Below are 26645 nucleotides of genomic sequence, written 5' to 3' on the forward strand. Positions count from 1 at the left end.
ATCAAACCCCTACCTTGACAGTGATGTGGCATGTACGTTTACTGATACGATCTGCACGGCCTTTCGCACGTGGAGAGATACGTTTCAACGTAACACCTTCATCAACATAGATCGTGGCGACTTTAAGAGCATCCACATCCATACTATTGTTGTGCTCTGCATTGGCAATAGCCGATTGCAAAGCTTTTTTAACTAATACAGCAGCTTTTTTGTTGCTGTAAGTCAGAATATCTAGAGCACGTCCAACCGGCTTTCCGCGCACGAGGTCTGCGACCAAGCGAACTTTCTGTGCCGAGATGGCTGCACCGCGCAATATGGCAGTTACTTCCGTCATTTTAAGCACCTTACCGTTTGGATTTCTTGTCAACACCGTGACCACGATAGGTACGGGTTGGCGCGAATTCGCCGAGTTTGTGTCCAACCATTTGCTCGGAAACAATTACCGGCACGTGGTTGCGACCATTGTGAACTGACAGAGTCAGTCCGACCATATCGGGCAGGATCATCGAACGACGCGACCAAGTCTTGATCGGTTTGCGCGTATTGCTTGCCACAGCCGCTTCGACTTTGGCGAGCAAATGTGCATCGACGAACGGGCCTTTTTTCAGGGAACGAGGCATTGTCAGATTCCTTTACTTGACGCGACGATCGCGAACGATCATTTTGGTCGTACGTTTATTGCTGCGAGTTTTGTAACCTTTGGCTTTTTGGCCCCAAGGACTTACTGGCTGCATACCTTTGTTGCGACCTTCACCACCACCGTGCGGATGGTCTACCGGGTTCATCGCCATACCGCGAACGGTTGGACGAATACCACGCCAGCGACTAGCACCAGCTTTACCCAGTGAGCGCAGGTTGTTTTCACTATTAGAAACTTCACCTAACACTGCACGACATTCAATGTGAATCTTACGAGTTTCACCTGAACGTAAACGCACGATTGCATAGCTACCATCACGACCCAGCAACTGTACAGAAGTACCTGCTGAACGCGCAATTTGAGCACCTTTACCGATTTTCAGTTCAAGGCAATGCATGGTCGAACCGAGTGGCATATTACGCAGTGGCAAGCAGTTACCTGGACGAATCGGCGCATCATCACCAGACTGCACACTGTCACCAGCATTCAGACCTTTAGGAGCAATGATATAGCGACGTTCACCATCAGCATACTTTAGCAATGCGATATGAGCCGTACGGTTTGGATCGTATTCAATATGTTCAACAACAGCTGGAATACCGTCTTTAGTACGTTTGAAATCGATCAAACGATAAAGTTGCTTGTGTCCACCACCGATATGACGGGTAGTGATACGACCAGCACTATTACGACCACCAGTTTTCTGCTTGTTTTCTGTCAAAGGTGCGTAAGGACGACCTTTATGCAGATGAGAATGTACAACCTTCTCAACAAAGCGACGTCCTGGGGAAGTCGGTTTACATTTTACAATAGCCATAATCTCTCGTCCTTATTCCGCTGCAGTTTCGGCGGATTCGCCCAAGTCAGCCAATTGAACATCTTGACCAGCTTTCAGGGTGACGTAAGCTTTTTTGGTGTCTGAACGACGACCAATGGTTTTACCAAAGCGCTTGCTTTTGCCTTTAGTATTCAAGGTATTTACCTTTTCAACTTCGACTTGAAACAAGAGCTCAATCGCTTTTTTGATTTCAAGCTTAGTGGCAGTCGGTGCAACTTTAAACACCTGCACACCTTGCTCGCCTAAGTTCTGCGCTTTTTCAGAATAAACTGGTCCGAGCAGGACTTGATATAAACGTTCGTTGTTCATCCCAGTTCCACCTCTAGTTTCTTAGCGGCTTGAACTGACATGATGACTTTCTCAAATGCAATCAGACTAACTGGATCAACTGCTTGCGTGTCGATAACTTCAACATGCGGCAGGTTGCGTGCAGCCAGATACAGATTTTCATCGAGAGAATCAGTCACGATCAGCGCTTTAGTAGCATTTAAGCCTTGCAGTTGCGCCAACAGATCTTTAGTTTTTGGTGAAGTAACATTAATGTCTTCAACCAACACTAAACGATCTTGACGAACAAGTTCAGCCAAAATACATTGCATCGCACCGCGATACATTTTACGGTTAACTTTTTGGCTCCAGTCTTGTGGAGTAGCCGCAAAAGTCTTACCACCACCACGCCAAATTGGGCTACGAATCGAACCAGCACGTGCGCGACCAGTACCTTTTTGTTTAAAAGGTTTCTTGCCACCACCGCTGACATCGCCACGGCTCAACTGGGCTTTACTGCCCTGACGTCCGCCTGCGAGATATGCCACTACGACCTGATGGACGAGGGCTTCGTTAAATTCGCGACCAAAGGCGACTTCGGACAGCTCTACAGCTGCGCCACTTACAGTCGTTAGATTCACGCTAAATTCCCCTTGGCTTTGATCGATGGGCGAACAATAACGTCACCACCGATAGAACCAGGCACAGCACCCTTAACCACAAGAATTGAATTCTCTAGGTCAACCGATACCACCTCAAGACCTTGCACGGTAACTTGTTCGTCACCCATGTGCCCTGCCATTTTCTTACCCTTGAATACACGACCCGGTGTCTGGTTTTGACCAGTAGAACCGTGTACACGATGTGACACAGAGTTACCATGTGTTGCATCTTGAGTACGGAAGTTGTGGCGTTTAACACCACCTTGAAAACCCTTACCTTTGCTCTGACCAGTTACGTCAATTTCTTGACCAACAGCGAACAAATCAACACCAATCGTACCGCCAACATCACGGCCACTTAGATCAGCTTCATTAGCACGGAATTCCCAAACCCCACGACCCGCTGCAACACCCGCTTTTGCAAAGTGACCTTTCATTGCTGAAGTCACACGTGATTCGCGGCGCACACCCGTGGTCACCTGAATAGCTTGGTAGCCATCAGTATCCAAGGTTTTAATCTGAGTGATGCGGTTTGGATCAACCTCAATCACCGTCACCGGCACGGAGATGCCAGCGTCTGTAAATACACGGGTCATCCCGCATTTACGACCGACTAGACCAATAGCCATTTGCCTTTAACCTCTTGTTGTACAAAAGACCTCGCATCTCTGCTTCAGCCTTTTGATTCCCATTAACCTAAAGCGATCTGAACATCCACACCAGCTGCCAAGTCCAATTTCATTAACGCATCGACAGTTTTGTCGGTAGGCGAAACGATATCAACAAGGCGTTTATGGGTACGGATTTCGTACTGATCGCGAGCGTCTTTATTGACGTGTGGCGAGGTCAGAACATCAAAACGCTCAATGCGCGTAGGCATTGGAATCGGACCCACCACTTGCGCACCAGTGCGCTTGGCGGTCTCGACGATCTCCTGAGCCGACTGATCAATCAAACGATGATCGAATGATTTCAGACGGATACGGATTCTTTGGTTAGCCATAACATCACTTCCAAACCAAAAATCAAATAAAGAACTAGTCCTTGCCCGCCCAATCCTAAGATAAGCAGCAAAGACGATAAATTCACCAGTGTCGAGAACGATGCCTCAACTGTTGACTTACTACTTAACGAACGCAGTAAGCCCTAAAAACGTGTTGCATTCTAATCAGAGAACGCACACATAGCAAGCCCATTGATCAAATATTTTCCAGTTTTCGCAAAATAGTTTATCCGACTTGCTATATATAAGGAGTGTCCCGTAAAACGAAGTCTAATGCACGCTCTAAAAGCTGATTCGGCGCCTCAAAATCCGCTTCAGGGACTGCTGCCATTTGTGCCGCAGTTTGTATATACATATCAGCCGCACCACCACCTAATTCCTGATAGCCGACATCGGCAAGGAATAACTGCATATTTAGCGGCGTACTTTCTGGATGAAACTGAAACCCCAAAACATTGCGTCCGTATTGAAAGGCTTGATGGGCGCAGGCTGCACTTTCAGCCAACAAAATCGCTTGATCGGGTAAGTCAAAGGTATCTTCATGCCAGCTTAAAGGTCTGAGTTCTTTTGGAAATTTGAAATGATCCTCAACCCTGTTATCTGCTAAGCCCCAAACGGGCCACCAGCCAATTTCTTTGACACTATTCTTCTTCACTACAGCACCAAGGCTACTCGCAATCAATTGAGCACCTAGACACAACCCCACAACAGGTTTTCCCTGATCTATATAGCGTCGAATCCACTTTTTTTCTGCAATGAGCCAAGGATAGAGATCCTCATCATTGACGCTCATCTCCCCGCCCATAACAATCAGTAGATCGACATCATCTACGGCGGGCAGAATAATTTCAGACTCACCTTTTTCAAGTTTAAAAAAAGATGTCGCCGTCACCTGCGCATGATGCTTTTCAAGCCAAACTGCTGGGCTACCTAACCCTTCATCTTTAATATGTTGAAAATAATGCACCCGCAATGGTTGACTGACCATCCTACTCTCCAAGTTGCTAAGACCTTGTCATATACAACTAACTTCTATTGATGAGATTACGCGCACAGCACGATTCAATTTTAATGTAAAGAAAATCACGCCGTACGCAAACTCAACACCCGTTTCCTCGTACAATAACGACCTTAACAATAACTTTCCAGATGGTTCTTTTGTTTGTCTACTTCATTTAATACCAACATGCCACAAAGTAAGAGCCCTTTCAAAATCGAAGTTCGTACTTTAGTCACACTCATGCTACCTATTTTGCTCACGCAAGTTGCTCAAGCAGGCTTCGGATTGATTGACACCATCATGGCAGGACGCGTCTCTGCTGGTGATTTAGCTTCCGTTGCACTGGGTGTTGGATTCTGGTTACCTATATTTCTACTCATCGGCGGTATTCTTCAAGCAACCACGCCATTAGTAGCACAGGCGTTCGGCGCTAGAATTTTCGACTCAAACTCATTGCATAAAATTCCTCAAATCACTCGCCAATCACTTTGGCTTGCCTTACTGCTCGGTCTAGTCGGGCTCATACTTCTACAACTTGCACCTCTTATGTGTCATTTTCTAGAAGTCCCACTCCTATTACAGGCCAAAACACGCCTCTTCATTATTGGTGTTTCACTAGGTCTACCCGCGGTCGCGTTCTATACCGCGCTACGTTGCTATACTGAAGCCTTAGGCAAACCACGGCCAGTGACGGTCATTAGTCTATGCGGACTTGCGCTTGCAGTCCCATTTAACTATTTATTCATCTATGGTTTCCATATCGGCAGTTTAACGGTGCCAGCCCTTGGCGGCGCAGGCTGTGGATTTGCAACGGCTATCCTGCAATGGCTCATGCTCATCACTCTTGTGACTTATTTATCACTCGCTAAACACTATCGTGCCTTCCGTGTCTTTGAGCATTTCGAAGGGCCCGATAAGACACTGATCTTACGCATTGTCCGATTAGGATTCCCAATCGGCATTGCTATTTTCTTTGAAGTGACATTATTTAGCCTTGCCGCCTTAGTCGTCAGCCCATTTGGTGAGACCGTCATTGCAGCCCACCAAGTTGCCCTCTCGGCCACATCTCAACTGTTCATGATACCGCTATCTTTGGCGATTGCCGTCACTATTCGGATGGGTCAGCTCTATGGTCAACGTGATGTGGGCGGAATGCGTCGTTTGCGTAAAGTCGGCTTAACGCTCGGGACGGGTCTCGCTATTTTCACGATGATACTGATTGCAATTTTCCGTCACGATATCGCTGTCTTATATAGCAATGATCCACATGTTCAAGCACTGGCTGCGACGCTGCTACTTTTCGCTATGGCTTATCAGTTGGTAGATTCTTGGCAAGTCACGACTGCGGCGTGTTTACGTGGCATGCAAGACACCAAAGTCACAATGTGGATCACCTTCTTCGCTTACTGGGTGGTTGCCTTCCCTACGGGAATATTCCTGTCTCGCGGGCTTAAAATGGGTGCTCAAGGATTCTGGTTTGGTTTGCTCATCGGTCTTGCGGTAGCTGCTGTCTTATTACTATTACGCTTACGCAAACGTGAAAAGCGCGTTGCAAACAAATTTGCACACATTTAATTAGTCATTTAAATGCACTCCAGATGAGCGCGCTAATCATTATTGATGCGCTCATGCTTGATTTAATGCTCCTCTTACTTACATCCTTTTACATCTGCATAAAATGAATACCGCCAAGCCTACACGCGATACACATTGCCAAAAGAGCATAAAGCGTGACATTCTTATGTTTAATTGCGCGAACGCATAAGCGATTCGAGGATTTGTCCTTGAGCGTGCTTTTCATTTTGATTATCTGAATAAAAACCACATGAAAGGAACCTAACGTGTCTGATCGTCCATCTAGTTCATCCGGACGCCGCTTCCTCAAGCTTGCGGGCATGACCGCAAGCATTGCAGGAAAAGCCGTCTCAAACTCGATTAAATCAATCAATAGCAGCGAAGAAGAAAAAAACGCTGCGCGTAGTGAGTTGTTTGAGAAAATCGGCGCGCAAATTGCGGAGACCTTGGGCGAAATGAAGGGCGCCGCGATGAAGGTCGGGCAAATTGCATCCCAGTATCAGGACTTATTCCCACCTGAAATTGCCAAAGCACTCGCCAAGTTACAGCGTCAAGCACCTGCTGTCGCCTTCTCTGTCATTAAAGGACAAATTGAACGCGAATTAGGTAAGCCTATCGGTGAGATATTCCAAAGCTTTGAAGAAAAATCTTTTGCATCGGCATCTATTGGTCAAGTCCATCGCGCAGTGCTTCCCAATGGACAAGCCGTTGTGGTTAAAGTGCAGTATCCAGGTGTTGCTGAAAGTTGCGATAGCGATCTTAAACAGCTCAAACTGGCGCTGAAGCTTGCCGGTGTGATGAAGATTGATAAAAAACTGCAAGACGAGCTGTTTAACGAAATTAAAGAAAGCCTACATGCCGAGCTAAATTATTTGCAAGAGGCACACAATCTCAACGTATTTGCAGCATTTCATAATGTCAAAGACAGCAAACTCATTATCCCGAAAGTCTTTCCAGAATACTCCAGCAGACGAGTTTTAACCTTGAGTGAGGAGTTGGGGGATCCTGTTGAAACTGCAGCGCAGTATCCTGCCGAAATTCGTAACGAGATCGGTGAACGCCTTTTCAACATGGTCGCGCAAGAAATCTTCATCTTAAATAGTTTTCATTGCGACCCGCATCCAGGTAACTTTGCCTTCAGAGCCGACGGCTCCGTGGTGGTCTATGATTTTGGTGGGATTAAAGAGCTCGACCAGCCAGTGGTTCAAACCTATAAAACTCTGATGAATGCTGCAATTCAAAGTAATGTCCCCGTGCTTGAAGATGCGCTTCGTGATTTAAAGGTGCGTAATCATCATGGACAGATTCCAGCAGATTTTTACATCGACTGGCGCAATATTCTACTACCGCCCATGATTGAACCCTTTGACTTTTCCAGTAGCAAGGTTCATCTGCAAACCGTGAGTCAACTGCGTAAATCAATGAAATATTGGGATAGCTTCATGCCTTCTGCCGAAACCATGATGGTCAATCGCACCATTAGCGGGCACTACTGGAATATGATTCACCTCAAAGTAAACTATGACTTTAAAGCATTGACAGAGCAGTATATTACCGCTTAGATCTGCCAACCACATGACATCCTAGATTGCAAAAAAAGCCCAGATATATCTGGGCTTTCTGTTGTGATCTCTAACTAAAATTAGTTAGCAACATAAATTCCTGTTGTTGGACACGTCCCTTGTACTGGGCCATCCAAAACCAAAGAAGATGCTGCTGGGAAAGTACTCAGCTTATCTTTCTTGATTGCAATCCATGCTTCAGTGAAATAATTCTTGCCGCCATAAGAGGTACATTTCATCGATACCGCTGCCTGAGTGCCTGAACCGAAACTACTTGAGAAGGCATTAAGTAATTGAGTGCGAGTAATCGTTTTTCCTCGACTATTTTGAATAAAGCTATTGAATGATGTGCTACCCAGTGCTTGAGTGAGAGATACGGCTTGATTCCAAAAGGCATCCGGCGTTGCTGAGTCGGCACACGTTCCATGTTTAAACCACTCATGCTTATCTAAGCATGATACGGTACCCGACATGTAATAACTCAAGTTGGCTTTCGCCGTAGCACTGATCGGATAATCGCTCATACTGCACCAATCGCCATTGCCATCGAGTGTGATATCACTTTGTGAAACACCACAATAGAACGGTTGGCTACCTGAATAATTATTTGGCCATAAACCATGGATAGAGAAACTAGTTGCTGGGTAAGTTCCAGCAAGTGCTGTTGGACTACACTCTGGTTTTGTCGAATGGGTTGCGCAAAAACCTGGCTGCCATGATGCTGCCAATAAATAATAGTCAAATGCTTGGGCCGGTGCAGAAAATCCAAAACTTGAAGCTAACAGCAGACCGCTTACACCTTTCAGAATAGATTTGAGCATCGTGCTCTCCTAATAAAGTTTTAAAGACACCCCGTCACAAAACCACTTCAATACGAGGTTAAAATAGCTGAACCCATGACACTAAAGGGTTCATCTCACGAACTTGTACAGCAAAAGACAAAGCAATGAAAAGACCATGATGACAAGCCTTCACTTCCCCCAATTTGCTTAAAATTAAACCAAAGGTATGATTTAAAAAACATTAAATAACAAACCGAAGTACAAACGTTGGCTTTTCGCTATAATCGTTATCTGATATTACGTATGAAATATGACATCTTGATTATCAATTTCTAACCGAACGGTATCTTTTTAAAGCATATAGACTGGCATCTATAAAAAGACTTTTCACCTAAAACCACCTTAAGGAGCGTCAAGATGGCCGCAGAAACTTCCACATTATTAAACCGTATAGATCAAGGTCAGGCACAATTTAGTGATGTACTTGAATTCATTAACCAGCGTTACGACTTCACACCGACCGCTTTTAATAATGGTTCGGTGCATAATGCTGCTGGTGAGAACTCAGGCAGTTGTCGGGTATTTGCGTTTGCTAAGCTTCACCATCTAAGTGATCTTGACACCTTGAAACTGTTCGCTGAACATTATCAAGCGGTCAAAGCCACTCCTGCCGGAGAAGATCATCAAAACATTCGCAACTTTATTCGATATAGTTGGGCAGGTTTAGTTTTTGAAGGTCAGGCATTGACTGCCAAAACCGAATAACAGATCAAAACAAAGTGAATCTCTCCACTACTCATTCTTCTTGGATCTTATGAAAATTATTCAACTGGTACCCGCATTAAATAGCGGCGGCGTCGAGCGTGGCACCCTAGAAATCGCACGCGCACTGGTTGCGGCAGGACATGAGTCGGTGGTGATCTCCAGCGGAGGGCGGATGGTTGCTCAACTGGAAGCAGAAGGTACACGGCACATTACCCTCCCCATCCATCGCAAGGCATTGAGCAGTCTATGGCAAATCAGGCCGCTGCGAAAAATCATTCTGCGGGAGCAAGCCGACATTCTCCATGTCCGCTCTCGAATTCCGGCTTGGTTGACTCATTTTGCGTTACGCAAAATCCCAAAATCAGTGAAGCCAATTCTGATCAGTACCGTACATGGATTTTATTCCGTCAATCGTTACAGTGAAATCATGACCCGCGCCGACCGCGTGATCGCGGTCTCGGATAGTGTAGTGGAGTATATCCGTGAAAATTACCCAGCATGCCCCATGGACAAAGTCACACGTATTTATCGCGGGATCAATCCTGAAGAGTTTCCCCATCACTATCAGCCCTCACAATTATGGTGGCAGAAAACGCTACATGATTTTCCTGAGCTTGAGCACAAAGTCTGGCTCACACTCCCTGGCCGCATTACCCGTCTAAAGGGCCACGAAACCTTGCTTCAGTTGATCGCGCAGTTAAAAGATCGCTTTCCTGTCCATGGCGTGATCGTGGGTGATGCCCATGAAAAAAAACAAGCCTATTTAGCAGAGCTTCATGTGCGTGTCGATCAATTGGGGCTATCCAATCACATTACCTTCGTCGGCCATCGCAATGATATCCGCGAATGGCTTGCTGCCAGTGATATCGTTTTATCACTTTCGGCTCAGGCAGAAACCTTTGGTCGTACAACGCTTGAGGCATTGTCAGTAGGGACATCTGCGGTAGGCTGGAATCGCGGGGGGGGCGCAGAAATTTTGAAAGCCTGCTATCCGCAAGGGCTCGTCGAGGCAGAGAATGAAACGGCGCTGTTGAATACTGTGCAAAGTCTGCTCACTAGTCCATTAGAGCCATTGCCAGTCACCATTTTTCAGTTATCACAAATGACTGAACAAACCATCGCACTCTATGCAGAAATGGTTCGCTTAAAATAAAAATTAGATTCAAAAACTGAAATAGCGCACAAAAATATAAGCTCGAATGGTAATCACTTACACATTCGAGCCAGAATATTTTATTTATTATTGCCTGCTTACTTGCTTATTATCGCTAGCCGCATGCGGTCCGTTCTTTTTACCACTCCATGGAGCCCTCTCAAGAGCATGGTCCGTCGGCAATTCATCTTCATCCTAGAGAAGCACTCCGTGCCCATTCCATCTGCCGACAAGTTCATTATCAATAAATATTGTCCGACATAAAATAGATATTAACCTCAATATTTGTAAGCCATTTCGCACAATAATTTTATATGAAATGTACCGTACATAACACTTTCATAAAACTCTCATTTGAAACTGTAACGTATTTCAAAAATTTTGTCAGACAATTTTTAGCCCTAAACGATCATGTCATGAGCGCATCACGTTGATGTCGAGGCGCTTCTCTACGTGCTTGCATAATCCCCGCATTGATCTTTGCCAAAGCTAAATGCTCATCATCTGCACTCGGAGTCGGCGCAATCTGTCTAGCCTGCATCGCTGGGTCAAAATGCAAAACGGTATAGACCGGAAAATGATCGGAATCTATCGACTCTAGAAGACTCATTTCCACCAGCGTGAAATCGTGACTATGGAACACATGATCCAACGACCAACGCAGCAACATATAGTTCACATGGAACGTATTCATGAACTTGCGACCAATCCGTGGGTCGAGCAAGCCACTAATGCGCTGAAATAAGCGTGTTGTGCGCGACCAAGCCACATCATTAAGATCCCCGACCACAATACAACTCTCGCGTTGACTTGCAACATGATCACCCACCATAAGCAACTCAGCATCCCGTAATGTCGAATCTAATGCCTCATTAGGTGTCGGTGGTTTGGGGTGCAAACAATACAAACGCATTAACTGACCAGAACGCAACCGGACCTGAGTATGAATGGAGGGAATCTCAGGACTTAACAGAAACTTCACTTCAGGATTAACCAGCGGTAAGCGGCTATATAAATGCATCCCATACATGTTATCCAGCGGGACCCGCACAACATAAGGATAGTCGTCCTCGATAACAGATAAGGCACGCTCCCAAATCCAATCTGTTTCTAAAGTCACCAATAAATCCGGCTGATACTTTTGAACGTGATCAATCAAAGCTTGATAGTTTTTATTCGGCGTCAGGACATTCGATACCAACACAGATACCGCATTATCCGGATCAGGATTATGGGCTTGGAGAACCTGTTTTTTCCAAAGAAAGGTATAAGGTAGAATCATCCAGGATTGATAAACTAGACATCCCGTCAAGATCACAAACAATACGGGGTCTTCGATCGTCTGATGATACGAGGATGATAGAATTAAGCCTAACCAAGCGATGCAACCGACACTTAGAATTTGTAATCGCGGAAAATCAAAGCAGCGTACCCACCACTCATTGCGCGAAATCAGCGCCCAAAGTGTTGCAAACACCACAACTCCTGCCACAAATTCAATAATAATCAATGTTTGCTCCTGATATAGTCTGCCTTTGCTTTTCTCTCGGTAAACAGCTATACATTGAGTTGAAATTTCACTGATTTAAACCAGCCTGCTCTGCCTTATCCATCGACCCATGCTGCCCATGCAACATGCCAACTGATTGGCATTTTTTCTTGAGTTAAAACTAACAGTCATATATGAAACGTTTATGAATTTTTATGAAGATTCGATGACAGGGTGTTGTCATGCTTTTTTTTGAAGATCTATGCGATATTTCGTCTATTTAAATCATCTTTTTTCGCAGATTCGTAGTGTAATCTTTGGTGATTACCCTGCACTTTGCTACACTCCCAACTTCAAGCAATATTTTAAAACGTAATATTCAAAGAAGAGGTGGACGCGATGAAAGTGGGTTTGGTGGGCTGGCGTGGAATGGTGGGTTCAGTGTTGATGCAACGTATGGTCGAAGAGAATGATTTCGCTCATATTGAACCGTTTTATTTTTCGACCAGCAATGCAGGTCACACCTCCCCAAGCTTTGGTGGTAAGACCGCACCTGACCTCATTAGCGCACACGACCTTACCTCTCTTAAACATATGGACGTGATTTTGACCTGCCAAGGGGGCGACTATACCAGTGAAGTCTTTCCAAAACTCCGCCGTGACGGCTGGAATGGCTACTGGATTGATGCCGCGAGTACGTTACGCATGGAAGACGATGCAGTCATCGTACTTGACCCAGTCAACCTTCACGTTATTAAAGATGCTCTCAATAACGGCGTTAAAAACTTTATCGGCGGGAACTGCACAGTTTCCTTAATGCTGATGGGTATTGGCGCACTGTATCAAGAAGGTCTAGTTGAATGGGTCAGCGCAATGACCTATCAGGCCGCTTCTGGTGCAGGCGCACAAAATATGCGCGAGCTGATCAGCGGTATGGGATATCTGCGTGATGGCGTTAAACCTCTCTTGGATAATCCAGCAAGTGCTATTCTGGACATTGATCGCCAAGTTGCTGAACTACAGCGCGGTTCGGGTTTTCCAAAAGCTAACTTTGGTGTGCCTTTAGCGGGCTCACTCATTCCTTATATCGACAAACAACTGGATAATGGTCAGTCGAAAGAGGAATGGAAAGGTCAAGCCGAAACCAACAAGATTCTGGGTCAAACGGGCGCGAACATCACCCCGATTGATGGTTTGTGTGTGCGTATCGGCGCAATGCGTTGTCACTCACAAGCACTTACGATCAAACTGAAAAAAGATGTACCTTTGAATGACATCGAAGCATTGATCCGTAGTTCAAACGAATGGGTTAAAGTCATTCCCAATGAACGTGAAGCCAGCATGCAGGATTTAACCCCTGTAGCAGTGACTGGGACACTCTCTATCCCCGTTGGACGCTTACGCAAGCTCAATATGGGTAATGACTACCTCAGTGCATTTACCGTAGGTGATCAATTACTCTGGGGTGCGGCTGAACCGTTACGTCGTATGCTGCGTCTATTGATTGAACAACAAAGCTAAGGATAGCTTTGCAATGATTGCCATTGCGTAAAAATGTGATGGCAATCTCATAATTTCAAGGATCCGCATCAAAATCAATCGTGCGATTCAAATAGTTTGATTAAATTAAATAAAGTGAGGCACTTCTGCATTGCAGTGCCTCACCAATGAGTCGTAAACTGGGGCAATTATAGAAAAGTCTCCTCGCAATACACCTATCGTTTAGGCATCGCGAGCAGAAATCACGAAGCACAACAGGAAAGTTGGTATGCAAGTAGCCAAGCGCGCAATGTCATTACAGAATATGGAATCGAAAACCTTCGTCAAGCCAACCATAAGTCGATTTTCTCAAGATCACTCTTCAACGGTGTATGGGCTTTCTCATTTGACGATTTCATCCGGTATAAAGCGCTTTCAAAAAAGTATTCTTTTAACCAGCTTACTAACCTGCCAAACCTTTCTGATGAATGCTTCCTATGCACTGACTGTTGAGCCGATTCATGTGAAGTCTGCACTGGGTGAACCTTTTCGCGCAGAGCTGGTGATTTCTGATATTGCAGGTGTGAATCCATCAACGATCCAAGTGGGATTGGCCAGTGATGCAGAGTTTATGCAACTCGGCATCAATAAGAAAAAAGCCTCAAACAGCCTTCACTTCAACACCCAGCTCACCTCCCCTGAGCGCGGTGTAATTACCATCACCAGTGATCAGGCATTAAATGACCCTTATATTGAGTTTGTTGTACATATCGGTTTTGGCAATAACGTGCGCCTCCAGCAAGTCACGGCACTTATAGATCCACCTCTGACCCGTGTACAAACTGACCAGATGAATTTGCCTGTACAAAAAATTGAGCTAGCTGAAACACAGCCATCCCCAGCACCAGTCGCAGATACTCCAGTCAGCACCCCACCAGCTCAACCAGCACCAGCACCAGCACCAGCACCAGCACCAGCACCAGAAAATACTCCAATTGCGCAAGCTAATGCCCCTCTTATTCCAAGCACCGCAACTCCTCCTGCAATGGATGGCGATACAACGTCTCCAAGTAATGATGCTGCCGGCGCGCCAGTAACCGAGACAACAAAACCTGTAACACCGGATACATCTCCATCAACAGGCCCGGATGCATATACTGTAAAACGCAACGACTCCTTGTGGGCAATCGCTACACGTATGCAAAAAGACCTGAATCGTCCAATTCCGGTTATCATGCGTTCCATTCAGCAGTTGAATAAATCGGCTTTTATCGGTGGGAATCCAAACCAGATTAAAAATGGCGCGACCCTCGCGCTTCCAACACAACAAACCATTGAGCAAGAAGCTGCAGCTCCAGTTAATCAAGCAATCCGCATTGAAAACGAGGATACTGAAAGCAATAAAGCCCCGACTCTACGTCCGCAAAATGTTCCTCCGACATCAAGTAAAAACAAATTTGTCCGTAGAGGTCATTTGCCTGACGCGAAAATGACCTTGGTCGCTCCAACTCAACAAGGTGATACCCAAGGCGGTGGTAATTCTGGAAACAGCCCAACCGAACAAAAACAATTGAATGCAATCAATGCAAAAATCAGTTTTTCCAGACAACAAAATTTCTCATTAAGTCAAGAAATTACTGAGCTTGAATCCAAAATCAAAGCCAATGAACAAAAGCTTGCACTTCAAAATGCTAAGCTTGCTGAACTGATGCAACGACTTAAGAACCGTAAGGATGCAGCACCACAACAACGCAATTAGGATGCAACAACCATGAATAAAGATACTTCAGATATCGTTTTGCACGCTAAAAATAACGTGCAGCGTACTTTCCGTCGATTAACCCTACTCGCAGCCACCACACTTCTAGCCTCACCCGCTGTTTTTGCCGCAGATGATGAAGGAACCTTCCTCAATCTAGGTATTCCAGGTTGGGTTTTTGGCCTAATCGTCGTTGCCATCCTCATTGGTATTGCATTGATCCCCATCAAGCCCAAAGATCAATCGGCCAAAGAAAGTCCCAAAAAAACGAAAGCCAAAACGCCAGTAACGCCGTCCCCAGCAGTTGAGCCAATCTCACCTGTAGAAGTTACCCCGCCTGCTCAAAGCATCACCAAACCTATTGAAGCGGCAGCAGTTGAGGTAGCAGTAGTACCACAGATTATTGAAACGCCTACGCCGTCTATCGAAGAAACCAACAGCAGCGTAGATGCGCTACAAGAAGCCAAGCAATTACTGGCAGCTCAGCGCTACCCTCAAGCCGTTGGTGTACTCAGTAAAGGCCTACTCAAAGAACCTGAACGCAGCGACTTGATGCTGGAGTTATTGGTCATTTATCTTAAACAGAATGACCATGAATCCTTTGATGCTCAGTTCGAACAACTTGAAAAACTTGATGATCCGATTGCACTGATTCAAGCGGAAGAATTACGTGATCAATTCGAGCGTAAACCCGAGCCAATTGATAATGAGGGTTTTATTGACTTTCATCATTCAGCAACCGATAGCAGCGCTCCTGTTGAAGCTCCTCATGTTGAGCAAAAACCTGAGGTCCATCATGATGGCCTTGAGTTCACACTGGATACACCAATTCAAGCAGCGCCTTCTACACCGACACCCATAGCAAAAACTTCAGAAACAGACTTTCTCTCTTTAGATCAAGAATTCACACTAGATACGATTGATAGTCACACTTCAGACAGCAGCCCGACGCTTGAACTGCATTCCTCTCAAGAAATACCTCTGGATTTAAATCCTATCGAAATACATGATGAGGTTAAACCACATCTCGCCACTCCTGAAAAAGAGCCGGTTGTCTTTGACTCTGATGATCTGATCTTTGAAAACCTCACCACTGAGTTTAAAGAAACGAAATCGACTTCTGATCAAAGTGCAGTAGCCGCTACTCAAGCAAAAGATGTTGCGCATGTGGAAGGTGAGCTTGTTGATCTTGAGTTTGACTTAGATGAATCCTTTGCACTGGATCAAGACAAACAAGAACCGAATGCCAAAGACTCTCTCGATTGGACAACCGATCTGGCTGATGAAAACTTTGCATTACCCTCAGCCAAAGTCGCAGAACCTACGCTAGCTGCACCTGAAGTCGTACCTACAGCCACGATTGAGTCAGTGTCTGCTGTAGAATTGAATACCTCTCCAGTTGCCGGGGACTCTCCAGTTGCCGGGGACTCTCCAGCGGATCAGCTACTTTCCTCGCTTGAGTCAGAATTTCCATTCTTAAAATCAATTGATGTACATCAAACCCGACTAGATTTAGCACGTAATTATATTGCGCTGGGTGAGATTAATAGTGCACGTGAACTGTTATCTGAAGTCGCTGCACAAGGTGCTGCAACTCAGCAGACAGAAGCCCGTGAACTCATCTCAAAACTCGCTTCATAGATTCAAAGCATAAATATAATGAGGCGACTATAGTAAGTCGCCTCATTTTTACCAAAACTCTCATCGTCGTTATGGTATGTTTATGTCATTATTACACTGTAAGTTTCCATGAAACAATATAGTACGGTTAGCACTCACGCAAACGCAGAAATCTAAAGAAATCTTTTTCATCCTTTTTTTAATTCTTGACTTAAGTTATGCCAAATACATTAGCGATGCACCTTGGAATTCTTTATCTGGGCGGAACCATTGGTTGTTCAGGTTCTCCCTTGACGCCATTAGCAGCAGAGATATTTTTGCCTTGTTTAAAAACGATTATCGCCGAAGAGATTTCTCGACCATTATTATCAGATGCCGAAGCAGAATCTATTAATGCCACTCAAACAAGCTGGCATTTCTATTCTGGTGAGATTAAAGATAGCAGTGCGCTAGTCCCCGAAGATTGGGCGGATATATTGGCTATGCTCTTGCATCCCGATCAACATCACATTAAGCATTGGATCATCTTACACGGTACAGATACCCTAGCCTTTACTGCAGCATTTCTAGAGACTGCTTTGCAAGGTACTGACTTGAATGTTGTCGTGACCGGCAGCCAGTTGCCTCTGCTTAATCCTGTCGCTCTCACTCTCGATCGTGCGAGCGATGCACTTGGGAATCTAAAAACCGCATACCAAATACTTAAGAACGCACAATCGCATACACAGGGCTGGGTATGTGTTGCCTTTCATCAACAAAGTTGGGCTGCGGATACAGTGCAAAAAATTCACACCCAAGAGCTAACCGCATTCTCTGGACAAAAAGAAGAGGCTCACGGCTCGCAAATCAGCGTACACAACAATCGCCCTTACTTAACCAACCACACAAACTTTGAGTCCCTGAAAAAACAGCTATCCGCCATCAACATCCAAATCTATTACGCCTCTCCTTTACCCAGTCATACGTTGGCTGAACAACTTGAGCATATTTTAACATCAGGTGTAGAAGCAGTAATTCTGATGGCATATGGGCTAGGGAATTTTCCCGATGATTTAAGGATACATCGAGCGTTACTTGCAGCTGAGCAACGAGGTGTCATGGTCATTATCACGACACAAGTCCCTTTTGGTGGCGTGGAAACCCGCTACGCCGCAGGAAACTGGCTTTCCGCATGCGGTGTTCTATCTGCTAAAATACTGCCACTCCCTGCAATCTTTGCCAAACTGGCTTGGTTATTGATCACTGAAGCGAACTTTATTGAACGCCGCAAGAAATGGTTGGCCCTGACGGCATAACTGACAAGGATCTGGCCTGAGTGCTAAGATCTATCATCACTTCAATTGGAAACATCATTTTATGCCGCGTCTTGCTTTGGGTTTAGAGTTTTGTGGTAGTCGCTATCGTGGATGGCAAACTCAACAAGATGGGGTAATCAGCGTTCAAGAAACTGTCGAAAAAGCGCTCGCAAAAGTTGCCAACCACCCTGTGACGCTTCATGCAGCTGGACGCACAGATGCGGGCGTTCATGCCTGTAATATGATTGCACATTTTGATACCGACGCCATTCGCCCAATCCGAGGCTGGATTCGCGGTACCAATAGCGAGCTACCGCACGATATCGCCATCCGATGGCTGCAACCCATGCCAGAAGCCTTCCATGCGCGTTTTAAGGCGATTGCACGCCGTTATCGCTATGTGATCTATAACCAACCTCACCGCCCAGCATTGTTAAATGGTCAAGTGACTCATCACTATCATCCTTTGGATTTGCACCTGATGCAACAAGCGGCTCAAAAACTGGTCGGCACCCACGATTTCACCAGTTTTCGCGCAGTTGCCTGTCAATCCAATCAACCCATCCGCGATGTCAGTCATCTAACCTTGACTCGTCATGGTCAATTAATCGTACTCGATATTCAAGCCAACGGCTTCCTTCATCATATGGTCCGAAATATCGTGGGCGTACTGCTGGAAATTGGCGAAGGGCTACGTCCGATTGAATGGGTTGATGAGTTACTGGCGGTCAGGGATCGAAAAGCTGCTGGGATAACTGCCCCGCCAGATGGGCTGTATTTTATCAACGCATACTACCCTGCAGAATTTGAGTTGCCGGAAGTCACCTTAGGGCCAGTTTGGCTCAACATCGATGAATCATTGAAATAAAAAAACGCAGTGAACATCCCTATAAAACAGGACATTCACTGCGCTCTGTCAGTAGAAAGCGTCTACTGAGATCCGACTTAAACCAGTTTGTATAAAATTGCTGAGATCGAAATCAATCCGATCAGCACAACAAAAATATTGCTGACCTGACCACTATAACTGCGCATCGCCGGTACTTTATGAATCGCATACATCGGCATCAAAAACAGCAAACACGCGATTATTGGTCCGCCTAAACTCTCAATCATTCCCAAAATACTGGGATTAAGCGTCGCAACAATCCATGCCGTGACCAACATAAAAACTGCCGTAATGCGATTGAGATGAGGTAAATGAACTTCCTTTCCTCGCCGACGCAGATGCTTAATCATCATGCCATTCAGCCCCTCACGCGCACCCAGATAATGGCCCAAGAAAGACTTAGTAATGGCGATAAAAGCAATGATCGAGGCGATATAAGCAATGACTGGCGTATTAAAATGATTCGCAAGATAAGACAGAATTGAAATATTCTGCTGCTTAGCTTCCATTAAGTTGGCGGGCGTTAAACTTAAAACACAGCTAAAGACAAAGAACATCACGGTAAAGACCATCAACAGATGACTCCGCGCTAGAATCCGTGAACACTTTTCCTCAGCATGAGCACCGTATTCCCTCCGCTTAGCAACCGCAAACGCGGAAATAATGGGAGAGTGGTTAAATGAAAAGACCATCACTGGAATCGCAAGCCACAACGTCATCCAAAGGCCCTTAGCCATACCCGAACCACCTGTCATTGAGGCTTGCTCAAATGCGGCGCTACTCCAACTGGGGATGAGATAGAGTGCAAGGAGCATCAAGACAAGCACAAATGGATAAACCAGGATGCTCATGGCTTTAACAATAAACGGCTCGCCAAAGCGAATAATGGTCATTAGCCCGACAATCAAAATGAACGACAGAACAATGCGCGGTGGTGCGACCAGATGCAACTGATGGGTGATAAAGCTCTCTACGGTGTTGGTTATCGCAACGCTATAAACCAGCAATATCGGATAAATCGCAAAGAAATACAACAAAGTGATCAACCGCCCTACGCCAGAACCGAAATGCTCTTCAACCACTTCGGTAATGTCTTCACCTGGATTTTTCCCAGAAAGCACAAAACGACACAAGCTCCGATGCGCATAGAATGTCATTGGAAATGCCAGCATGGCCATGATCAAGAGTGGAATCAATCCGCCAATTCCGGCGTTTATCGGCAAAAAAAGGACACCCGCACCTATCGCGGTTCCATAGAGCCCGAGCATCCACATGGTATCGGTCTTTCGCCATGCCGCAGTGGTGTCAATCACCGAAGAAAACGAGTCAGTCTGTAAAGAACTCATTCACAATTTCCTGTATACAAAGCAATTATTTCCAAAGCATCAGAAATAAAGAAGTCATGATTGCCAATAAAGGCAATCAGCACGCAAAAAAAAGCGTTCCACATCAAACATGTGAAACGCTTAGAATTAAATATCAAAGTGTTCGCTTTAAACTGGCGACACCAGAAGTGTCGTTCCTGCTTTAAGACTCAAAACTCAATATAGAACCAATTGGTAAAAACATATTCTCTGAACGCATATTAACATACGTTCAAAAGAATTATGCACGAGACTGTTTGCGCTTACGATATTCGACTGGGGTTTCATTAGTCCAACGCCTAAATGCACGATAGAACGTACTCGGTTCAGAAAAACCCGTTAAATAAACAATTCGCTCAACACTTTCATTGGTCTGCGACAGTAAACGTTTGGCAAGCCGCGCACGGTAATCAGATAGTACTTGCTGAAAGCTGGTGTCGGCCTCGCTCAATTGCGTACGCAAACGTCTAGAAGTCGTGTTGAGACGCGCGGCAATCGTCTCCAGTGAGATTTCCCCACTTTCAAGTGTGGCCCCAATGGCGCGACGGACCTCGCCAACCAGATCAGTCCGCGCAAGCTCTTGCAGTTTCTCATTGGCCAATTGCTCATGGAGACGCAATAGCTCTGGCTCGGATTGCCAGAGCGGATATTCCATAATCTCTTGATCAAAATAAACACGAGATTCAGGTTGACCTAAATGTACAGGGCAGCCAAATAAACGTTGATATTCTTCCGCAGTTGCACCATGCGAATAAGAAAAATCAATACGTGTAAAACGAAACTTGCCTTCAGTCACGAAGTGAAAAAAACGTTGCATACTCAGCACAAAGCACTCGGTAAACTGGCGTAATGCCCGCTCATCTTTGTAGTGATAAGGTTCATTTGAAAGACAAATTTGATCACCAATCACTTGCAGCGAGCCATTTAATACGTCACTGACCAAACGCTGATAAGCAAATGCTCGCTTTAAACCTGCGCCAAAGGATGCACTACTTAAAAATAAATACTCCACCACCTGACCGCGATAAAGTGGCATGAACTCCGCTAGATGAAGTCCAAAATCCTTATCGCCTGTGATTTCCTCTGCCGCACTCCAAAACGCCACTTGAAGATGGTTTGGCGTACGTGCGGAGTCGTTGACACGGCTGATTTCAACACCCGCACGTAGCAAGATCTCATCGGCAGGAAATCCAGCGCGCCGCATTCCTTCATATACCATCTTAAATAGAATGGCAGCATCAGTCTGTACACTCTGCATGACACTATCCTCTATACAGCTACTTCAAATCTGAATTTTTATTCGACAGCCTGATCTCACTAGGCACTGCTCTGTATGAGCAGTAAGACAAATGATGTCGTCATTTGGCGAACAAGCATGTCGTTCTTGTAAGATTCCTAAGATCGCTCCGATCCAATCTCATGTATCATATCATTTATATTAAAGGGTTAATGATGAAAAAGCATGGATCAAAAGCATGCTTTCTTTGACTTTATACCCTTTAAGTTAACCTCATCGGTACAAAGCATGCCTTGTACCTCAGGCATAAAGCTTATTTTATAAGTGGTCAGATCATTATATGACCTTAACCAATTGCTTAAGCCACTAAAGAAAGGAATGCCCATGTCCCTAAAAATAATTCAGCGTATGACCCGAATTGGGTTCATCCTGACACCAATCGCCTTAAGTGGCTGTTATAGCTTTGTGCATACTTTTTCCTTTTCGACAGATATAAATGGAAAACCGATCAGTGCTTTGCAAGCTTGCCTTGCGCAGAGCCATCTACAAAGCCCGGTTCCAGCGGGTAAAACCATCGAAACACCACATTACACCTTGATCACCCTACAAAAAAATGGCGAAGATATCAAAGCAGGTGAAATGTGCATCATAGATAAAGCAAAAAATACTGTCGAAATTACTGCAATTGATGATCTACAGTTTTTGCCAGTTGCACTTTCTGGTCGCTAAAAACACCATTAAGGCGATAAAGTGAAGCAATCGTCAAAGAAAAACGTTTGCTTTGTTGCGTATGCGCGTACGAACGGCTAAAATATCGTCCTTTCCGAATAGATGACGCGCGTATTTTTCTGTATCGAAATCGATTTGATCAGAATCAAAGCAACCGTCAAACCATGTAGAGCGAATATGTCCAACAAAGAAGAGCTGATCGAGTTTGAAGGCGTCGTCACTGAAACCTTACCAAACACCATGTTTCGTGTACGCCTTGAAAACGACCACGAAGTGATTGCCCACATCTCTGGAAAAATGCGTAAGCACTATATCCGCATTTTGACTGGCGACTCTGTAAAAGTTGAAATGACTCCTTACGACTTAACCAAAGGTCGTATTACTTACCGCGCACGCTAATTCAATAGCCTGACGTCTCCACTCAGAGTGGGAAAGAGAATGTCTATTATTGAATATTGAACTTGCAGGTAACCATAAAAAAAGCCGCTATTTCAGCGGCTTTTTTGCGTCTCACGAGTCTTAAGCAAGTGCTTTGAGCACTGCTTCACCCATCTCTTGCGTGCCGATCTTAGTCATGCCTGCAGACATGATATCACCAGTACGTAAACCTTGGTCCAGAACCGCTCCAACAGCCGTTTCAATCGCTTTTGCGGCCACTTCTTGCTTAAAGGTATAGCGTAGCATCATCGCAACAGACAGAATCGTCGCCAGCGGATTGGCAAGGTTCTGACCAGCAATATCCGGTGCACTACCATGACAGGGCTCATACATGCCTTTGCCCTGTTCATCCAAACTCGCAGAAGGCAGCATGCCGATTGAACCCGTCAACATTGCCGCTTCATCAGACAGAATGTCACCAAACAGATTACCCGTGACCAATACATCAAACTGCTTTGGATTCTTGACCAACTGCATTGCTGCATTATCTACATACATGTGTGAAAGCTGAATTTCTGGATACTCTGCTGCGGCCAGATCAGTCACCGTTTGCTTCCACAGTTCAGTGACTTCAAGGACATTAGCTTTATCAATTGAGCACACTTTACCGCCACGCAGTTTTGCCATGTTAAAGGCGACTTTGGCAATGCGTTTAATCTCGCTCTCAGCATAAACATCAGTATTAAAACCCTGTTTCTCACCGTTTTCCAACGTACGAATACCGCGAGGTTGGCCGAAGTATATCCCACCGGTCAACTCACGGACGATCAGAATATCCAAACCCGCTACAATTTCAGGCTTCAAACTGGATGCATCTGCAAGTTGGGGATACAAAATTGCTGGACGAAGATTAGCAAACAGGTTCAGCTCACTGCGAATCTTTAGCAAACCACGCTCAGGACGAATGGAACGCTCAATCGTATCCCACTTTGGCCCACCAACTGCACCAAGCAGAACTGCATCCGCTTTTTTAGCCGCATCGAGGGTGACATCTGGTAGAGGAACACCGTGCGCATCAATCGCAGCACCGCCCAATAAACCATGGGACCATGTATAACCGAGCGCAAATTTTTCATTCACACGAGCCAATACCAGTTCAGCCGCTGCCATGATTTCAGGGCCAATACCATCACCCGCCAAAATTAGAATATGTTGAGACATGTAGAAATCCACTTAAGAACTAAATGTTAAAAAACGTGATAAAACGAAATTCAATTTCAAAAAAACAATTATTTGATTTTTTGCTCGACGAAACTTGAGGTACCGGCTTGGAAATCATAGCTACGGCAGAAACGTCGTGAAAGCTGATTGTTATCCAGCAAATCGATGCACAGTGGCGCAGGGCCAGCCAAACTCAAAAGACTCCCCGACTGCTCACGTGATTGCCGATAGAGATTTAAGTCATAGCGATGACCTGCTCTAAACCGATGTGTCACACTAAAATTCTCAACACGTGAACGCGTAATCGGAAAGAACTGAACATCTACATCATGCGGCGCGGAACTCAAGGCAAGATAATACTGTGAGCTATAGCTAGTCGGCGACTCAAAACGAAGAACAGCGTCGGTTTTACTACGTTCAGTCGGCTCTCCGGTCACGGTGTTCAAGAGTTGCACACCATTCAACGCCACAAACTGACACCCTACGCCACCAGCACAATGCACAGATGCAATACCCGAGGAATCAATGTTAGCGTTATTTAAACTCGGCATCATCCAAACAGGCTTCGTCTCAAGTTCCTTATACGACTGGCACGCGGACAGACTCAGCATAAAGGGTACAACCGACATTATCACAGCAACTTTGACTAGCGATGGCATAACATGTTGCACTGCTTTTTTTTGACTCTGCGCTATCGGTTGCCGATTGCTCCGTACAGCCATTTTATTACCGCTCCATATGTCGCACACCCATGTGCAGATGTGAACGAGTGCAGCGCAGTACGCTACACTCATCATTATCTGCAAGAGTATACGCTATACAATACTCATACATGAAGCGTATTAAACACCCACGGACGCGCGGACTTGGCTTTTTCTTCAAAAATATGAATAGCATCACTATCTTGCAGAGTTAAACCAATTTCATCGAGACCATTTAAAAGGAAATGCTTACGGAATGCATCTACTTCAAACGCGTGAATTTGACCGTTCGGACGAATCACTTCCTGTTTTTCCAGATCAACTGTCAACTGATAACCTTCTTCAGCCAATGCTTCTGCAAAAATAACATCCATTACATCTTCTGCAAGAATGACAGGCAGCATGCCGTTATTCAAACAGTTATTGTAGAAGATATCGGCAAATGATGAGGCAATCACAGTACGGAAACCGTACTCTGCCAAGGCCCAAGGAGCATGCTCACGGCTAGAACCACAACCAAAGTTCTGACGTGCAATTAAAATACTCGCCCCCTGATAACGCGGTTGATTCAGCACAAACTCGGTATTCAACGGACGGATACTATTATCCTGCCCAGGAAACCCTTCATCAAGATAGCGCCACTCATCAAACAAGTTCACACCAAAGCCCGTACGTTTAATGGACTTCAAAAACTGCTTGGGAATAATTTGATCGGTATCAACGTTGGCGCGATCAAGCGGCGCAACAATGCCCGTTTCCACAATATAAGGTTTCATATTCTACTCTCTCAATAACAATGACTTAACAAGCCGCTCAGAAGGTACGGACATCAACAAAATGTCCAGCCAATGCCGCAGCAGCAGCCATTGCCGGGCTCACCAAATGTGTGCGTCCACCATTCCCCTGACGACCTTCAAAGTTACGATTACTGGTCGATGCACAGTGTTCACCGGACTGTAACTTATCGGCATTCATCGCAAGACACATAGAGCAGCCCGGTTCACGCCATTCAAATCCTGCAGCGGTAAACAGAGTATGTAAGCCCTCTTCTTCCGCTTGCTTCTTCACCAGACCCGAGCCTGGAACAACCATAGCCTGCTTGATAGTGCTCGCCACTTTACGCCCTTGAATCACCGCAGCAGCAGCCCGTAAATCTTCAATACGAGAATTGGTGCAAGAGCCAATAAAGACGCGATCCAATTGAATCTCGGATAGTGCCTGACCTGGGGTTAAGCCCATGTATTGGTAAGCACGCTTCATTCCGTCTTGTTTCACGGGGTCATTGGTCGATTCAATCAGCGGCAAAGTTTCACTGACCGCAATCACCATCTCAGGAGATGTGCCCCATGACACCTGGGGTTCGATGCTCTGCCCATCCAGCTCAACAACCGTATCAAACACCGCATCCGCATCACTATGCAAAGTATTCCAATAGGCTACTGCTTGATCCCACTGCTCGGCTTTCGGTGCAAATGGCTTATCTTTGAAATAGGCAATGGTTTTGTCGTCCACGGCAACCATACCCACGCGGGCGCCCGCTTCGATCGCCATATTGCACACGGTCATACGACCTTCCATCGACATATCGCGGAAAACTTGTCCACCAAATTCAATCGCATGGCCATTACCACCCGCAGTACCAATTTTACCGATAATCGCAAGAACGACGTCTTTAGGGGTAACTCCTGCACCTAAGACACCATCGACACGGACCAACATATTTTTTGATTTCTTCTGAATCAAACACTGAGTCGCAAGGACATGCTCTACCTCAGAGGTACCAATCCCATGGGCCAAACAGCCAAAAGCACCATGCGTCGCAGTATGAGAGTCACCGCAAACCACTGTCATACCCGGTAACGTCAACCCTTGCTCAGGGCCCACCACATGCACAATCCCCTGACGGATATCATTGATATCAAATTGCACCACATCAAAGGTTTTGCAGTTATCATCTAACGTCTGAACTTGGATACGCGATACTTGATCTTGGATACCCGCAATCCCTTCAGCACGTTCGGCCTTGCTGGTTGGTACATTATGATCTGGCGTGGCAATATTGGCATCCAAACGCCAAGGCTTACGATGCGCAAGCTGCAAGCCTTCAAAAGCTTGAGGACTGGTAACTTCATGCAAAAGCTGACGATCAATATAAATCAAGCATGAACCATCATCTCGCTGCTTAACCAAATGGTCGTCCCAAAGTTTGTCATATAATGTCTTTGCGGTCATGTTCA

The 26645-nt window shown here is 45.5% G+C and carries 27 protein-coding genes; 11 read left to right on the forward strand and 16 right to left on the reverse strand.

Annotated features, from left to right (window positions below):
* Position 1: 1 nt before the first annotated feature.
* The 8 genes from rplV to HYN46_RS10545 form a co-directional block, all read right to left on the reverse strand.
* Positions 2–334, reverse strand: coding sequence for a 50S ribosomal protein L22 (gene rplV, locus HYN46_RS10510; RefSeq protein WP_114899342.1), 333 nt, complete (start codon positions 332–334; stop codon positions 2–4).
* A gap of 10 nt (positions 335–344) precedes the next feature.
* Positions 345–620: a 30S ribosomal protein S19 gene (gene rpsS, locus HYN46_RS10515; RefSeq protein WP_114899343.1), complete on the reverse strand. Its 276-nt coding sequence runs from the start codon at positions 618–620 to the stop codon at positions 345–347.
* Positions 621–632: 12 nt separating this feature from the next.
* Complete coding sequence (gene rplB / locus HYN46_RS10520; RefSeq protein WP_114899344.1) at positions 633–1457, reverse strand: 50S ribosomal protein L2; 825 nt, start codon at positions 1455–1457, stop codon at positions 633–635.
* A gap of 12 nt (positions 1458–1469) precedes the next feature.
* Positions 1470–1787, reverse strand: coding sequence for a 50S ribosomal protein L23 (gene rplW, locus HYN46_RS10525; RefSeq protein ID WP_114899345.1), 318 nt, complete (start codon positions 1785–1787; stop codon positions 1470–1472).
* The gene (gene rplD, locus HYN46_RS10530; RefSeq protein ID WP_114899346.1) at positions 1784–2386 is read right to left on the reverse strand and encodes a 50S ribosomal protein L4; all 603 of its coding nucleotides are present in this window, start codon (positions 2384–2386) and stop codon (positions 1784–1786) included. Before rplD ends, rplW begins: the two co-directional genes overlap by 4 nt.
* Positions 2383–3036, reverse strand: a complete 654-nt coding sequence (gene rplC, locus HYN46_RS10535) for a 50S ribosomal protein L3 (protein ID WP_114899347.1) — start codon at positions 3034–3036, stop codon at positions 2383–2385. The genes rplD and rplC overlap by 4 nt, the downstream gene beginning before the upstream one ends.
* Positions 3037–3098: 62 nt before the next feature.
* Positions 3099–3410, reverse strand: coding sequence for a 30S ribosomal protein S10 (rpsJ, locus tag HYN46_RS10540; RefSeq protein ID WP_114899348.1), 312 nt, complete (start codon positions 3408–3410; stop codon positions 3099–3101).
* A gap of 238 nt (positions 3411–3648) precedes the next feature.
* The gene (locus tag HYN46_RS10545) at positions 3649–4398 is read right to left on the reverse strand and encodes a type 1 glutamine amidotransferase (protein ID WP_114899349.1); all 750 of its coding nucleotides are present in this window, start codon (positions 4396–4398) and stop codon (positions 3649–3651) included.
* 198 nt (positions 4399–4596) lie between these two features.
* On the opposite strand from HYN46_RS10545, the gene HYN46_RS10550 reads away from it, so the two are divergent.
* Together HYN46_RS10550 and HYN46_RS10555 are read left to right on the forward strand one after the other, a co-directional pair.
* Entirely contained in the window at positions 4597–5985 is a 1389-nt protein-coding gene (locus HYN46_RS10550) for an MATE family efflux transporter (protein WP_114899350.1), read from the forward strand.
* A gap of 320 nt (positions 5986–6305) precedes the next feature.
* Positions 6306–7547: an ABC1 kinase family protein gene (locus HYN46_RS10555; RefSeq protein WP_114900717.1), complete on the forward strand. Its 1242-nt coding sequence runs from the start codon at positions 6306–6308 to the stop codon at positions 7545–7547.
* An 80-nt stretch (positions 7548–7627) separates the two neighbouring features.
* Here HYN46_RS10555 and HYN46_RS10560 read toward each other — a convergent pair whose 3' ends face one another.
* Positions 7628–8368, reverse strand: a complete 741-nt coding sequence (locus tag HYN46_RS10560) for a ribonuclease T2 (RefSeq protein WP_114899351.1) — start codon at positions 8366–8368, stop codon at positions 7628–7630.
* Positions 8369–8746: 378 nt separating this feature from the next.
* On the opposite strand from HYN46_RS10560, the gene HYN46_RS10565 reads away from it, so the two are divergent.
* Both HYN46_RS10565 and HYN46_RS10570 read left to right on the forward strand, forming a co-directional pair.
* Complete coding sequence (locus tag HYN46_RS10565) at positions 8747–9094, forward strand: HopJ type III effector protein (protein WP_114899352.1); 348 nt, start codon at positions 8747–8749, stop codon at positions 9092–9094.
* Between the two features lie 49 nt (positions 9095–9143).
* Positions 9144–10247 (forward strand): glycosyltransferase family 4 protein, encoded by a 1104-nt coding sequence (locus tag HYN46_RS10570; RefSeq protein ID WP_114899353.1) that lies wholly within the window; start codon positions 9144–9146, stop codon positions 10245–10247.
* A gap of 409 nt (positions 10248–10656) precedes the next feature.
* On the opposite strand, the gene HYN46_RS10575 is transcribed toward HYN46_RS10570, so the two are convergent.
* Positions 10657–11757 (reverse strand): endonuclease/exonuclease/phosphatase family protein, encoded by a 1101-nt coding sequence (locus HYN46_RS10575; RefSeq protein ID WP_114899354.1) that lies wholly within the window; start codon positions 11755–11757, stop codon positions 10657–10659.
* Between the two features lie 378 nt (positions 11758–12135).
* Between HYN46_RS10575 and asd the strand changes: the two genes are divergently transcribed.
* The 5 genes from asd (at position 12136) to truA (ending at position 18757) form a co-directional block, all read left to right on the forward strand.
* Positions 12136–13257 (forward strand): aspartate-semialdehyde dehydrogenase, encoded by a 1122-nt coding sequence (asd, locus tag HYN46_RS10580; RefSeq protein WP_114899355.1) that lies wholly within the window; start codon positions 12136–12138, stop codon positions 13255–13257.
* Between the two features lie 247 nt (positions 13258–13504).
* Entirely contained in the window at positions 13505–14974 is a 1470-nt protein-coding gene (locus tag HYN46_RS10585; RefSeq protein WP_114899356.1) for a type IV pilus assembly protein FimV, read from the forward strand.
* A gap of 12 nt (positions 14975–14986) precedes the next feature.
* On the forward strand, positions 14987–16615 hold the full coding sequence (locus HYN46_RS10590; protein WP_114899357.1) for a FimV/HubP family polar landmark protein: 1629 nt from the start codon (positions 14987–14989) through the stop codon (positions 16613–16615).
* A 197-nt stretch (positions 16616–16812) separates the two neighbouring features.
* Entirely contained in the window at positions 16813–17889 is a 1077-nt protein-coding gene (locus tag HYN46_RS10595; RefSeq protein ID WP_114899358.1) for an asparaginase domain-containing protein, read from the forward strand.
* Positions 17890–17950: 61 nt separating this feature from the next.
* Positions 17951–18757 carry a tRNA pseudouridine(38-40) synthase TruA gene (truA, locus tag HYN46_RS10600; RefSeq protein WP_114899359.1) on the forward strand — a complete coding sequence of 269 codons (807 nt, stop codon included), beginning with the start codon at positions 17951–17953 and terminating at the stop codon, positions 18755–18757.
* A gap of 77 nt (positions 18758–18834) precedes the next feature.
* Here truA and HYN46_RS10605 read toward each other — a convergent pair whose 3' ends face one another.
* Positions 18835–20124 (reverse strand): serine/threonine transporter, encoded by a 1290-nt coding sequence (locus HYN46_RS10605; protein ID WP_114899360.1) that lies wholly within the window; start codon positions 20122–20124, stop codon positions 18835–18837.
* A 259-nt stretch (positions 20125–20383) separates the two neighbouring features.
* A complete protein-coding gene (locus HYN46_RS10610; RefSeq protein ID WP_114899361.1) occupies positions 20384–21400 on the reverse strand; it encodes an AraC family transcriptional regulator in 1017 nt (338 codons plus the stop codon).
* A 363-nt stretch (positions 21401–21763) separates the two neighbouring features.
* On the opposite strand from HYN46_RS10610, the gene HYN46_RS10615 reads away from it, so the two are divergent.
* Positions 21764–22108, forward strand: a complete 345-nt coding sequence (locus HYN46_RS10615; protein WP_162818158.1) for a hypothetical protein — start codon at positions 21764–21766, stop codon at positions 22106–22108.
* A 177-nt stretch (positions 22109–22285) separates the two neighbouring features.
* Complete coding sequence (infA, locus tag HYN46_RS10620; RefSeq protein ID WP_114900718.1) at positions 22286–22507, forward strand: translation initiation factor IF-1; 222 nt, start codon at positions 22286–22288, stop codon at positions 22505–22507.
* Between the two features lie 120 nt (positions 22508–22627).
* Here the strand turns inward: infA and leuB are convergent, their stop codons facing one another.
* The 4 genes from leuB to leuC form a co-directional block, all read right to left on the reverse strand.
* Positions 22628–23707 (reverse strand): 3-isopropylmalate dehydrogenase, encoded by a 1080-nt coding sequence (gene leuB, locus HYN46_RS10625; protein WP_114899363.1) that lies wholly within the window; start codon positions 23705–23707, stop codon positions 22628–22630.
* 68 nt (positions 23708–23775) lie between these two features.
* Positions 23776–24429: a hypothetical protein gene (locus HYN46_RS10630; RefSeq protein ID WP_114899364.1), complete on the reverse strand. Its 654-nt coding sequence runs from the start codon at positions 24427–24429 to the stop codon at positions 23776–23778.
* A gap of 104 nt (positions 24430–24533) precedes the next feature.
* The gene (leuD, locus tag HYN46_RS10635) at positions 24534–25184 is read right to left on the reverse strand and encodes a 3-isopropylmalate dehydratase small subunit (protein WP_114899365.1); all 651 of its coding nucleotides are present in this window, start codon (positions 25182–25184) and stop codon (positions 24534–24536) included.
* Between the two features lie 37 nt (positions 25185–25221).
* Positions 25222–26640 (reverse strand): 3-isopropylmalate dehydratase large subunit, encoded by a 1419-nt coding sequence (gene leuC / locus HYN46_RS10640; protein WP_114899366.1) that lies wholly within the window; start codon positions 26638–26640, stop codon positions 25222–25224.
* Between the last annotated feature and the right edge of the window lie 5 nt (positions 26641–26645).

Source organism: Aquirhabdus parva, from assembly GCF_003351745.1.
Classification (GTDB): Bacteria; Pseudomonadota; Gammaproteobacteria; order Pseudomonadales; family Moraxellaceae; genus Aquirhabdus; species Aquirhabdus parva.